The 13,066-nt window shown below is 63.1% G+C and carries 11 protein-coding genes (1 of these 11 cut by a window edge); 9 read left to right on the top strand and 2 right to left on the bottom strand.

Annotated elements, in window-relative coordinates:
* Positions 1–76 precede the first annotated feature (76 nt).
* A complete protein-coding gene (locus IVB36_RS10790) occupies positions 77–1,249 on the top strand; it encodes an acetyl-CoA C-acetyltransferase (protein ID WP_018453284.1) in 1,173 nt (390 codons plus the stop codon).
* Between the two features lie 120 nt (positions 1,250–1,369).
* Entirely contained in the window at positions 1,370–2,914 is a 1,545-nt protein-coding gene (locus tag IVB36_RS10785) for an acyl-CoA synthetase (protein ID WP_026232503.1), read from the top strand.
* 17 nt (positions 2,915–2,931) lie between these two features.
* Here IVB36_RS10785 and IVB36_RS10780 read toward each other — a convergent pair whose 3' ends face one another.
* A complete protein-coding gene (locus IVB36_RS10780) occupies positions 2,932–3,474 on the bottom strand; it encodes a methylated-DNA--[protein]-cysteine S-methyltransferase (protein WP_018453282.1) in 543 nt (180 codons plus the stop codon).
* Between the two features lie 139 nt (positions 3,475–3,613).
* Here IVB36_RS10780 and IVB36_RS10775 point away from each other — a divergent pair, with 139 nt between their 5' ends.
* The 7 genes from IVB36_RS10775 to IVB36_RS10745 all read left to right on the top strand — a co-directional run bounded on the left by IVB36_RS10775 (position 3,614) and on the right by IVB36_RS10745 (position 12,007).
* Positions 3,614–4,432 (top strand): alpha/beta hydrolase, encoded by an 819-nt coding sequence (locus tag IVB36_RS10775; protein WP_247299308.1) that lies wholly within the window; start codon positions 3,614–3,616, stop codon positions 4,430–4,432.
* Positions 4,433–4,434: 2 nt separating this feature from the next.
* On the top strand, positions 4,435–5,247 hold the full coding sequence (locus IVB36_RS10770) for an alpha/beta hydrolase (protein ID WP_247391476.1): 813 nt from the start codon (positions 4,435–4,437) through the stop codon (positions 5,245–5,247).
* Positions 5,248–5,435: 188 nt separating this feature from the next.
* On the top strand, positions 5,436–6,110 hold the full coding sequence (locus IVB36_RS10765; RefSeq protein ID WP_018453281.1) for a GntR family transcriptional regulator: 675 nt from the start codon (positions 5,436–5,438) through the stop codon (positions 6,108–6,110).
* A gap of 71 nt (positions 6,111–6,181) precedes the next feature.
* Positions 6,182–6,982: a phytanoyl-CoA dioxygenase family protein gene (locus IVB36_RS10760; protein WP_018453280.1), complete on the top strand. Its 801-nt coding sequence runs from the start codon at positions 6,182–6,184 to the stop codon at positions 6,980–6,982.
* Positions 6,983–7,171: 189 nt separating this feature from the next.
* Positions 7,172–8,485: a Gfo/Idh/MocA family oxidoreductase gene (locus IVB36_RS10755; protein ID WP_018453279.1), complete on the top strand. Its 1,314-nt coding sequence runs from the start codon at positions 7,172–7,174 to the stop codon at positions 8,483–8,485.
* A gap of 44 nt (positions 8,486–8,529) precedes the next feature.
* On the top strand, positions 8,530–11,601 hold the full coding sequence (locus IVB36_RS10750; protein WP_247391474.1) for a winged helix-turn-helix domain-containing protein: 3,072 nt from the start codon (positions 8,530–8,532) through the stop codon (positions 11,599–11,601).
* A gap of 64 nt (positions 11,602–11,665) precedes the next feature.
* Complete coding sequence (locus IVB36_RS10745; RefSeq protein ID WP_026232500.1) at positions 11,666–12,007, top strand: hypothetical protein; 342 nt, start codon at positions 11,666–11,668, stop codon at positions 12,005–12,007.
* A gap of 98 nt (positions 12,008–12,105) precedes the next feature.
* Here IVB36_RS10745 and IVB36_RS10740 read toward each other — a convergent pair whose 3' ends face one another.
* Positions 12,106–13,066 carry the 3' portion of an NAD-dependent epimerase/dehydratase family protein gene (locus IVB36_RS10740; protein ID WP_018453276.1) on the bottom strand. The gene runs 125 nt beyond the window's last position, so only the last 961 of its 1,086 coding nucleotides appear in the window; its start codon lies beyond the right edge, outside the window; its stop codon occupies positions 12,106–12,108.

Raw genomic sequence — 13,066 nt, 5'->3', positions numbered from 1 at the left:
TTGACTAAACAACCGGTCGCCCCTTAAATCCCGCCCCGACAACCAACCGTTCAAAATAATCCAGGGAGAAACCGACATGGCCGAGGCTTATATCGTCGCCGCTGCGCGTACCGCCGGTGGGCGCAAGGGGGGCCGCCTCGCCGGATGGCATCCGGCCGATCTCGCCGCGAAGGTGCTGGACGAGTTGGTCGACCGCACCAAGGTCGATCCCGCGCTGGTCGAGGATGTGATCATGGGCTGCGTCATGCAGGTCGGCGAGCAGTCCAACAACGTGGCGCGCAACGCCATCATGGCCTCGAAACTGCCGGAGAGCGTGCCGGGCACCTCGATCGACCGCCAATGCGGCTCGTCGCAGCAGGCGCTGCATTTTGCTGCGCAGGCCGTTATGTCGGGCGCGATGGACGTGGTGATCGCCGCCGGCGTGGAATCGATGACGCGCGTGCCGATGGGCCTGTCGTCGCAGCTTCCCGCCAAGAACGGCTTTGGCAATTACAAGAGCCCGGGTATCGAGCAGCGTTATCCCAACATCGTGTTCAGCCAGTTCACCGGCGCCGAGATGATGGCCGAGAAGTACGGCCTCTCCAAGGATGAGCTCGACGAGTACTCCTACAACAGTCATCAGCGCGCGATCGCGGCGACGCAGGCCGGCCGTTTCAAGACGGAGATCGTGCCGCTTGAGATCACCCGCGCCGACGGCTCCAAGGACACCCACCACATCGACGAGGGCATCCGCTTCGACGCCACACTCGACGGCATCAAGGGCGTCAAGCTGATCGCCGAGAATGGCAAGCTCTCCGCGGCCAGCGCCAGCCAGATCTGCGACGGCGCTTCCGGCGTGATGGTGGTGAACGAGCGTGGCCTGAAGCAGCTCGGCGTGAAGCCGCTGGCGCGCGTCCACCACATGACCATGATGGGTGGCGATCCCGTGATCATGCTCGACGCACCGCTGCACGCCACCAAGCGCGCGCTGGAGAAGGCCGGCATGGCGATCGACGACATCGACCTGTTCGAGGTCAACGAGGCCTTTGCCTCGGTGCCGACCGCGTGGCTGAAGACCACCGGCGCCGATTCGGAACGTCTCAATGTCAATGGCGGCGCCATCGCGCTCGGCCATCCGCTCGGCGGCTCCGGCACCAAGCTGATGACGACGCTGGTGCATGCCTTGCATCAGCGCGGCAAACGCTATGGCCTGCAGACCATGTGCGAAGGCGGCGGCATGGCGAATGTGACGATCGTGGAGCGGCTGTAAGCCCTCTCGTGTCCCAGACGCGCTGCAGCGTGAAACGCTGCGGCGCAGAGCCGGGACCCATGCCTCACAATGGACCCCGGATATCCGGGGAACGTTACTCCCAGCCGCGTAAACAGAGACATGACACACCCCTCCATCCACGCCCGCGCCACACCCGACAAGATCGCCTATCAAATGGCCGGGACCGGCAAGGCGATTACCTATCGCGAGCTCGACGAGCTCTCGAACCAGGGCGCGCACCTGTTCCGCTCGCTCGGGCTGAAGGCCGGCGACCACATCGCGCTGCTGATGGAGAACCGCCTCGCCTTTATGGAGATCTGCTGGGCTGCGCAACGCAGCGGGCTCTATTACACCGCGATCAGCCGCTATTTAAAGCAGGACGAGATCGACTACATCATCGCCGATTGCGGCGCCAAGGTCGTGATCACGACACCGAAATGTGCCGACCAGATCAAGACGCTGATCAAGGGTGCGCCCGGCGAGCCGGTCTTCTACATGATGGACGAGCCGCAAGCCGGCTTCCGCTCCTACGACAAGGAAGCCGCCGCACAGCCGACAACCCCGATTGCCGACGAGGTTGCCGGCTATGACATGCTGTATTCGTCGGGCACCACGGGCCGGCCCAAGGGTATCAAGAAGGCTTTCGAGGGCAAGCCGATCGACGAGCCGAACGCGTTTCTGCGCGTGCTCTGCGCCAGCATGTGCGGCATGAACGCCGAGACTATTTATCTCTCACCGGCACCGCTCTATCACGCCGCTCCCTTGCGCTTCAACATGATGGCTGTCCTGCTCGGCGGCACCTCCATCATCATGGAGCACTTTGACGCCGAAGATTTCCTGAAACTGGTCGAAAAGTACAAGGTGACCCAGGCGCAGCTGGTGCCGACCATGTTCGTGCGCATGCTGAAGCTGCCGAACGAGGTCCGTAACCGCTACGAAGTCTCGACACTGAAGGGCGCGATCCACGCCGCCGCCCCCTGCCCGGTCGAGGTCAAGGCCAAGATGATCGAATGGTGGGGGCCGATCCTGATCGAATATTACGCGGGCTCCGAAGGCAACGGCGTCACCGTCTGCAACTCGAAAGAATGGCTGGAGCACCGCGGCAGCGTCGGCCGCGCCGTGGTCGGCAAGATCAAGATTCTGGACGAGAACGATGAGGAGCTGCCGACGGGCGAGATCGGCACGGTCTATTTCGCCGATGCGCCGGTTTTCGCCTATCACAACGATCCCGAGAAGACGAAGAAGGCCTATAACGCAAAAGGCTGGTCGACGCTCGGCGACGTCGGCTATCTCGACAGGGATGGCTTTCTCTTTCTCACCGACCGCAAGTCCTACATGATCATCTCGGGCGGCGTGAACATTTACCCGCAGGAGACCGAGGACGTGCTCATCACCCACCCCGAGGTCGCCGACGTCGCCGTGTTCGGTGTGCCGAACGAGGAGATGGGCGAAGAGGTCAAGGCGGTGGTGCAGCCGCACGATCCCAAGCGCGCCGGCAAGGAGCTCGAGGCCGACCTGATCGCCTATTGCAGGAGCCGCCTCTCGACGATCAAATGCCCGCGCTCGATCGATTTCGAAGCCGAGCTGCCGCGCACGCCCACTGGGAAGCTGGTGAAGCGGCATTTGCGCGACAAATATTGGCCGATGGCGGCGGCGAAGATCTAGCCAGCGGCGTCATCGCCTCAATCAAACAAGCTCGGCGTGTGGTTCACCAGCGCGCCTTCGATCTCCAGCATCTTCAGCTTCGTCACCACGCCGCCATTCGCGGAGAAGCCGCCGGGCTTGTTGCCGGCCGCCAGCACGCGATGGCAGGGCACGACGATCGGGCACGGGTTGCGGCCGAGCGCCTGGCCCACGTCGCGCGACAGCTCGACACCGCCGAGTTGCTTGGCGATGTCGCCATAGGTGACGGTCTTGCCCGGCGGAATGGTGCGGGCGATCGCGTAGACCCCGCGGTTGAAGTCGGGCACGCCATCGAGATCGAGCGGGATGTCGGTGAGGTCATCCGGCTCGCCCGCGAGCAGTTTTGTGATGCGGTCGATCGCCTGCTGTACTTCGGCGGTCGGCGCGGCTTCGCTGGCATCGGCATGGCGCTGGCTGATGCGGGTGCGGATCTTCTGCTCACCGCCCATCGGCAGTTGCGTGCCGTTGATGCCGCGCGGACCCCAGGCAATGGCGCAAAGGCCGATCTTGCTGTCGAAGAGGGCAAAATGCTGGTCGGTCATAACTTCGTCCTTGGCTTGCGTTCCCCTCGCATGCCCCAATGTGAACTGAGCTCAAATCTAGACTTGGAAATAGTTGCGATCCACCCGGTTTCCGGGAATCTTGCACAGGAGTTCCGCCTTCCCTGTTTGCGAGCCCAGAATGCAAAGCCTCCACGTCAACGGATACGACATGCCCTATCTCGACGTGGGCGAAGACCGAGGGCGGCCGCCGCTGGTCTGCGTGCATGGTTCGCTCAACGACTTTCGTGTCTGGGGCTGCGTGCTCGGTCCGCTGTCCCAGCGGCACCGGCTGATGGCCGTCAGCCTGCGGCACTTCTTCCCCGATCGCTGGGATGGCGTTGGCGACACCTATTCGATCGCCCAGCATGTCGACGACGTCATCGCCTTCATCGAGGAGCTCGACCTCGGCCCGGTTGATTTGATGGGCCATTCCCGCGGCGGGCACATCTGCTTCCGCGTGGCGCAGCGGCGGCCGGACCTGCTCCGGCGGCTGGTGCTGGCCGAGCCCGGCGGGGAGCTCGACGCGAGCCTCGATCCAGACTATGCCGGCGGCCCCTCGCCGTTGCTGGCGCGGTTCACGGCCTCGGCCGAGAAGATCGCGGCCGGCGACATCGACGGCGGCCTTGCAGTCTTCGTCGACACGCTGGAAGGGCCCGGCACCTGGCCGCGGCTGCCGGCCCTGGTGAAGCAGAATCTGCGTGACAACGCCTTCACGCTGATCGGCCAGGTCCGCGACAACCGCCCGCCGTTCTCGAGGGCCGACGCGGAGTCCATCAGGATGCCGACGCTGTTCATCCTGGGCGCGCGGACCAAGGGCCTGCTGCCGAAAGTGCTGCATGCGCTCGCGGCGCATGTGTCGTATTCCAGGACGGCGGTCATCCCAAACGCAACGCACCCGATGTTCGAGCAGGCGCCGCAGAAATTCTCCGAACTGGTGCTGGATTTTCTGGCGGGCTGATCATGCAGACACTTCGCGTCAATGGTTACGACATGGCCTATCTCGAAGTGGGCGAGGGGCCGCCGCTGGTCTGCGTGCACGGCACGCTCGGCGATTTCCGCACCTGGTACTCCGTGCTCGGTCCGCTGTCGAAATCGCATCGCGTGATCTCGGTCAGCCTGCGGCATTTCTTTCCCGAACATTGGGATGCCGTCGGCGACGATTACAAGATGGCCCAGCACGTCGCTGACGTGATCGCTTTCATCGAGCAGGTCGAACCCGCGCCGGTCGATCTGATGGGCCATTCGCGCGGCGGTCACATCGCCTTTCGCGTGGCGCAGGCGCGGCCCGATCTGTTGCGAAAGCTGGTGCTTGCAGAACCCGGCGGCGATCTCGATGCGAGCCTGCCGGTGCCCGCAGGCACGCCCGCGCACCGGCCGCTGGCGGCGCGCACGGCGCGCTCGGTCGAGATGATCCGCGCCGGCGACATCGAGGGCGCGCTGCAGAACTTCTACGAAGGCATCGAAGGCGACGGCTCGTGGCGGCGCGTGCCGGCGGCGGCGAAGCAGCAATTGCGCGACAACGCGATCACCTTCCTCGGCCAGATCAACGAGCAGCGCAGGCCCTACACGCTCGCGGACGCGCAGGCGATCACGACCCCGACACTCCTGATCGGCGGCGGGGCGACGACAGGGAGCCTGTCGGTGATGTGGCGTGTGCTGGCCGAGCACATCACCGGGGCGAAGACAGCCGTGATCCCCAATGCCGGCCACTGGATGTTCGAGCAGGCGCCCCTGGAGTTCGGCGAGGCGGTGGACGCGTTTTTGGCGGAGTAAGTGGCCTCACACTCTTTTTTCCTCAAAAACAACCCCATGCACAGTAGCTGAGCCCAGCAATATCAATGACTTAGGTGGCGCGAAATGAGGCTGGACGCCCCCTTGGCCGCGCTTGACGCCCTTATCCCCTCGCCGTATCCTTGAATACGGAATTCCGTATTCCCTCTCATGGTCTCGGAGCTGCCGGCGTGATCCCTCTCGACCCGCTTCCGAACTTGATCGACCAGGTCTATGCGCGGATCCTGGAGGCGATCTCCGACCGCACGCTGCAGCCCGGCCAGCGCATCCGGCAGAACGAGCTCGCCGACAGGCTCGGCGTATCGCGCCAGCCGGTGTCGCATGCGCTGCACCTGTTGCACCGGCAGGGACTTGTCGCCGAGAGCGGCCGGCGCGGCTTTGAAGTCACCCAGCTCGATCCCGCACGCATCCGCCAGCTCTACGAGGTGCGCGGCGCAATCGATGCCTTGGCGGCGCGGCTGGCAGCGGAGCGCGCAGGCGATGCGGCGGGACGCGCGCGGCTGGAGGCGGCGCTCGCCGCCGGACGCGGGATCGATGGCAAGACCACGCTCGCCGAGCTGATCGCGCTCGACGTCGCGTTTCATCGCGCGATCTATCGGCTCGCCGGCAATCCCGTGATCGAGGAGACGATTACGCCGCAATGGCCCCATATGCGCCGCTCGATGGCGACGGTGCTGTCGGAGCTCGATTATCGCGGCAGCGCCTGGGCCGAGCATGCCGACATTGCCGGACATATTCTCGCAGGAGATGCGAAGGCGGCCGAACGTGCGGCGCTTGCGCACGCGCAGACGGCGGGACGGATGACTGAGGAGAGATTGAGGGCGACGGAAGAGGCGGCGGCGTAGCGACCGCCACTGCCAAGACGTGGATGGCCGGCCAAGACGAGCGACAACAAATCAAAACAGGAGGACGCGCCGTGAAACTGTCCCAGGAGCAATTGGAGTTCTTCCACCACGAGGGCTGGCTGTTCCTGCCCGAACTGTTCAGTCCGGAGGAGGTCGATCTCCTCGCGCGCGAGGCGGTCGGCATCTATGACACGAACCGGCCGGAAGTCTGGCGCGAGAAGAGCGGCGCGCCACGCACCGCCTTTGCCGCGCATCTCTACAACGAGGCGTTCGGCATTCTGGGTGCTCATCCGCGCATGATCGGCCCGGTCGAGCAGCTGTTCGGCGAGCAGGTCTACATGCACCAGTTCAAGATCAACGCGAAATCCGCCTTCACCGGCGATGTCTGGCAATGGCACCAGGATTACGGCACCTGGAAGCGCGACGACGGCATGCCCGAGCCGCGCGCGATGAACATCGCGATCTTCCTGGACGAGGTGATGCCGATCAACGGCCCGCTGATGCTGGTACCGCAGAGCCAGAACGCCGGCGACCTCAAGGCCTCGCATGACCTCGCGACGACCTCCTATCCGCTGTGGACGCTGGACGAGGAGACCGTGACGCGGCTGGTCAAGCAGGGCGGCATCGTTGCGCCGACGGGAAAGCCCGGCGGCATGCTGATGTTCCACGGCAATCTCGTGCACGGCTCGGCCGGCAACATCACGCCCTATCCGCGCAAGATCGTGTACCTGACGCTGAACGCGGTTTCGAATTACATCCGTACCCCGACGCGGCCGGAGTACATCGCGCATCGCGATTTTGCGCCGATCAAGACGGTGGAGGACGACGCACTGGTGCGGCTCGCCCGTGCGCCGCGGCAGGCGGCGGAGTAGGACACTCTCGTGCCCCGGACGCAGCGCAGCGCGAAGCGGTGCGCTGCAGAGCCGGGCCCATACCACACGGATAGTTTTCTTTCTGGGTGCCGGCTCTGCGGAGTAGCGCCATAGTGCGTCGAAGACGCGCGTGAACGCGCTTATGGCGCTGCACCGCGTCCGGACCACCATACTTGATCGGGTAACAACATGAACCTCTTCCGCCTCCTCCAGGCCCGCGCTGCCGCCGGCAAGCCCGTCCGTGTGGCGCTGATCGGCGCCGGCAAATTCGGCTCGATGTTCCTGGCGCAGGTGCCGCACACGACGGGGCTGGAGGTACCCATCATCGTCGACATCGATCGCGACCGCGCGCGCGAGGCCTGCCGCACGGTGGGCTGGAGCGCCGAGCGGATCGCCGCCACCGTCTTCACCGATGATGGCGCGCGCGCCATCGCCGGCGGCGCGATGGACGTGGTGGTGGAGGCGACCGGCAATCCCGCCGTCGGCATCAAACACGCCCGCGCGGCGATCGCGGCCGGCAAGCATATCGTGATGGTCAATGTCGAGGCCGACGTGCTTGCCGGTCCGCTGCTCGCCCAGGAAGCCCGCAAGGCCGGCGTGGTCTACTCGCTCGCCTATGGCGACCAGCCGGCGCTGACCGCGGAAATGGTGGATTGGGCGCGCGCCACCGGTTTTCATGTGGTTGCCGCCGGCAAAGGCACAAAATATCTGCCGGCCTATCACGACGTGACGCCCGACAGCGTCTGGCAGCATTACGGGTTGACCGCGGGCGAGGCGCAATCGGCCGGGATGAATCCGCAGATGTTCAACTCGTTCCTCGACGGTACCAAATCGGCGATCGAGATGGCCGCGATTGCGAACGCCTGCGGACTGGACGTGCCTGCGGAGGGCCTGCTGTTTCCACCCTGCGGCGTCGACGACCTGCCGCATATCATGCGGCCGGGCAGCAAGGGCGGCGTGCTGGAGCGATCGGGCGTCGTGGAGGTGGTCTCCTCGCTCGAGCGCGATGGAAGGCCGGTGTTTCGCGATCTGCGCTGGGGCGTCTACGTCGTGCTGGAGGCGCCGAACGACTACGCCGCCGACTGCTTCAGGCAATACGGCCTCAAGACCGACGGCAGCGGACGGTACGCGGCGATGTACAAGCCCTACCATTTGATCGGCCTCGAGCTGAACATCTCGGTGCTGTCGGCCGCGCTGCGGGGCGAGCCGACCGGGCAGCCCCATGGTTTCCGCGGCGACGTCGCCGCCGTGGCAAAACGCAATCTGCGCGCCGGCGAGATGTTGGACGGCGAAGGCGGCTACACGGTGTGGGGCAAGCTGTTGCCGGCGGCCGCGAGCCTCAAGGCCGGCGCGCTGCCTATCGGGCTGGCGCATCGCGTGAGGCTGAAGCACGACGTCGCCCATGGCGAGATCGTGCGCTGGAGCGATGTCGAGTTCGACGCGGGCAACGAGACGATCAGGACGCGGAAGGCCATGGAAGCGGCGTTCATTAGCGCAGAGTAGGCCCTGTACTCATAAAATCGAGATTTATTGGTGCGGACTGAGCGATGTCCGCTGGCCGCCACATGTGCGCGACAGAGGGGCGAACATGCTCTGCTGAGTTCCGCCGCCTTCACCAGTCCATTGATTTCAGTGGCAACCATGGCAAGGTAGCTCGCGCGGCACAACCAGTTGGACGCATGATGATGGTGGGCTCGGTCGTCAATGAAGATCGGCTCGCGAAAGAAAGTTTTTCTTTTGGGCCCTTTGAATTAATCCCGGAGCGGAGACGTCTAGAAAAATCGGGTGTACCACTTCAGTTGGGCGCCCGTAGCTTGGACATCCTTACAGTTCTTGTCGAGCATGCTGGCGAAGTTGTCAGCAAGAAGACTCTGCTAGCTCGGGTTTGGGCCGGCGTCACCGTCGACGAGGGTAGCCTTAGATTTCATATGGCGGGCTTGCGCAAGGTGCTCGGCGATGGAGAGGCCGGAGCGACGTATGTCACGACCGTGCCAGGACAAGGGTATAGCTTCGTGGCGCCTGTCTCACGAACGCTCAAGCCTGTTGCTGAAATCGCAAAATCGGGTCGACGCTCAACATTTCCGAATCGCCTTGGCAGGATGATTGGCAGGGACGACGCCGTGCAAGCGATCTCCTCGCATCTTATGGCCGAACGATTCGTGTCCATTGTCGGTCCGGGCGGGATCGGAAAAACAACTCTGGCAATATCTGTCGGCCACCAACTCACTACAGAGTTTGCCGATCTGGTTCACCTTATTGACCTGGGCTCACTTTCTGATCCGCATCTCGTGGCGGGTACGATCGGCTCGGCGCTCGGACTTGCCGTTGACGATCGCGATCCTATCCGCGGCCTTCTGGCCGCACTGCGAGACATCCGAGTTTTGCTGGTGCTCGATAGCTGCGAGCGTGTGATTGAGGCGGCTTCTGCGCTGGCAGAAACCATCTTCGAGGAAACGCCGCAAGTTTACATCTTGGCAACAAGCCGTGAAACCTTGCGGGTCAGAGGCGAGCACGTTCATTGGATAGCTCCCCTCGAGTTTCCGCCTGAGGGTCCCAATGCACGAGAGGCGATGGCATACGCTGCAGTACAGCTTTTTGTCGAACGCGTTACAGCAAGTCAGCCTCAGTTCATACTCAACGACGTCGATGCACCGGTCGTGGCCGAGATCTGCCGAAAGCTCGACGGAATCCCCCTCGCAATCGAACTCGCAGCTGGTCGTGTGGGCGCTTACGGAGTCCATGACGTTTTGCGGCTCCTCGACCACAAGTTCGAGCTCTGGCGAGGCCGGCGAACGGCGTTGCCGCGACACCAGACTCTGGCTGCAACGCTCGACTGGAGCTACGATCTTTTGCCGGAGCTTGAGCAGATTATCCTGCGCCGACTATCTGTTTTCGTTGGGCCGTTTACGATCGAGGCTGCCTTCGCGATCGCGGCCGGAGATGATTTGGACGATTCGCAGGTGATCGAGTCCGTTGCCAGTCTTGCCGCCAAGTCACTTCTGACAGCGAACGCTCGTCTCGCCATCCCGCTATACCGATTGCTGGATACCACCCGCGGGTATGTGCAGGAAAAGTTGGCCAGAAGCGATGATGCAAACCTCGTTGCTCGCCGTCATGCTGTCTATCATTTAACTTTATTCGAGCGGATTGGGGTCGAGCTGTCCGGTTTCCGGAAGAGCGAAAATGCGTCTGCCTCCAAGCTCGTTCGGTCCCTGAAAGGGGCAGGAAGCAACAATCTGACCGAAGCATCGGTTGCCACTAATGGTCGGCCGATCGATGAGATCCGCGTTGCCCTCGACTGGGCGCATGGCAAGTCTGGTGATTCGCTGCTAGCGCTCGACCTCACGGCCGCTGCCGCACCGGTCTGGATTCATCATATGCTCATAGACGAATGTCGGGAGCGGACAGAGCAAGCGGTTTTCCAAATCGACGAAAAGCTGGGTCGTGACGCGCGCCGGGAGCTCCGCCTCTTCTTCACTTTGGCGGTTGCGCATATGGAATCGACCGGGGACGCTGCGATCATCGACGATGCGTGGTTGCGTGTATCCCGATTGGCTGAAGAACTGGACGACAACGAATATCAGCTGAGGAGCTTATGGGGTCTCTGGATAGGGCGATACCTAAGAGGCGATTTCCCCGGTGCACTGCAGATCGCCGAAAAATTCGTCAACCTGCCTGATGGCGCTATCGATGTCGCTGATCGTTTCGTCGGAGAGCGGATTTTGGGAGTGACGCGGCACATTCTAGGGGACCAAGCCGGCGCCCGGCGACATCTGGAAAAAATGCTGGCAGGCTACGTCGCGCCGCCAGGGCAAATGCACGCCCTGCGATATCAGTTTGATCAACATGTGGCTGCCCGAACGTACTACAGCCAAACGCTTTGGTTGTTGGGTTTTCCGGACCAGGCAGCCGCGGTCGGCAAACACGCCTTCGATCATGCGACGGCACTTGGACACGATTTTTCTCTTCTCTATGCGATTGCCTTCGGCGCTTGCCCTCTAGCGCTTGAGATCGGCAATTTTGATGCTGCGGAAGCGCTCATCTCAACTATGCTTCATCGAGAAGCGACGTTCAGAGCAATGGGAGTATGGGGCCGCTGTTATGCGGGTATTCTGGAGATGAAGGGTGGCCACACCGCTGCGGGCCTTGCCCTGCTTCGCGAAGGCTTGAATGGCTTCCCCCCGACCGGCTTTCAAAGCCGCTATTTATTCCTTCTGGGCAATCTCGCACTCGGTGAGTCTGATATCGGCGATCACCGCGGAGCCAATACAACGATCGAAAGGGCGCTGGCTCAATCGGAAAGGAACGAGGACCGCTGGTTCGTCGCTGAACTGCTGCGCATCAAGGGTATCCTGGCGCTCAATCAAGGTGGCGCGGAGGCGCTCGTGTCGGCCGAAGCGCACCTCAATCACTCTCTCGAGTGGTCACGCCGCCAAGGCGCAATATCCTGGGAGCTCAGGACGGCGACAACTCTGGCATCCCTGATGCAGAAGCAGTCGCGTATCGGTGAGGCACGGGAGCTGCTAGCGCCCCTTTACGTTCGTTTCTCCGAGGGACTTGCCACTGCAGATTTAGTCAAAGCTCGTTCTCTGCTGACATTGTTGAACGAGCCAACCTAGCTTGGATCAATAAGGATTCGCAGCGTGATAGAGCCAATGCACGCCAGCCGCTACGAGAAAGAAGATGCCACGCCCACTCACCCCCGCAGAGCGTGATCTGGTTGCCTTTATTCTAGGTCAGCATTCGCCCTTGCAGGACCATTTTGGGCTCGTCGAGGAAATGAACGACGGTGGGATGGGTAGCCTTCTCTTTGTCGGCGCGGCAGATCGGCGTTTCGGCCGATGTATTGGCGAATGCGAATTCGACGATGCCGATGGAGTGCTGGTGTCGGTCGCGCTGAACCTCGGCCAGCGCGACGAGTTGTTTGAACTTGATCTGTGGAAAGTCGACTTTTCGCCGCTACAGAGGATCGCCGTCCTAGGTGATGTCCGTCCCTCACGGTGGTTGCGACACACGCTCAGATAAGCCAGATCTGAAGCCGTTCGAACCGGCTCGGCCAGCGGACCGCTCCGGGTCAAAGTCTGACCTGGGCAACGATCCCGGACATCCGCTTTGGCTCTCGGTCAGGGAAGCAGTCGCTCTTGCTTTGCCTGCCTGAACCACTTCCGGAACATGTCTTCCGTATCCATCATCTCGGTGAAGCCGGCGCGGTTGATCTTCACGGTCGAGACGATCGAGGGCGGACCGGATTCGGTGTGGCCATAGCGCAGGCTGTAATCGGCGTATTGGAACGAGAGGCCGACGAATTCGGCCAGCGCAGGCGATGCTAGGTCGTGCTTGCGCCGCAGCGCATCCCAGGGAGCGACCCAGCTCGGGAATTCCCTCGCGAGCGACAGCGGGACCGGCCTGCCCGGCTTCATCTCCAGTGCATCGGCGACCGCAGGCCAGATGTTCTCCCAGGTAAAGACGTCGCCATTGGTCACATTGAAGGCCTCGTTGCGCGCGGCCTCGGCCTCGCCCGACCAGGCGATGGCGCGGGCGAGAAGATCGACGTCGACGGCCTGCCCCACCCGCGGAGCGCCGCCGGGGTAGTCGAGCGGCCTGCCCTGCTCGCGCAGCATCGCGGCATAGACGCCGAGCGGCGGGATCAGGTCCATGGCGCCGCCCATGGCGAGACCGACGATCAGCACCGGCCGCAGGATGCTCCAATGCCAAGCCTTGCCGGTTTGGAGGTCGCGCAAGAAGTTTTCCTGCGCCCAGTAGAAGTTGGGCTGCTCGTACATTTCGGAGCGGCCTTCGCGGGCCGGCACGGTCAAGGGGCGAACGTGGACACCATAGGCCTTGGTGCCCTGCAGCAGGGCGACGTGCCTGAGGCCGGGCGCCACAGGCTCGAGCGCACCCATCAAATTGCGCAGCATCAAATCGTTGGTCTTGATTTGCTGCGGGTCGCGCCAGCCGTCGACGAGCTGCGGCGCCTCGTAGAGCGCGGCGTAGATCAGATGCGTTGCGCCGCTCAGTTCCGAGGCGGCACGCCCGCAATCCGCTGCGCTGGTCAGGTCGATCGGTACATGACGGGCACCGTAG

Origin of the sequence: Bradyrhizobium sp. 35 (genome assembly GCF_023073215.1) — a bacterium.
In the GTDB taxonomy this organism is placed as follows: domain Bacteria; phylum Pseudomonadota; class Alphaproteobacteria; order Rhizobiales; family Xanthobacteraceae; genus Bradyrhizobium; species Bradyrhizobium canariense_D.
The sequence above is the reverse complement of the archived record's forward strand: the minus strand, read 5'-3'. Positions and strand labels throughout refer to the sequence as shown.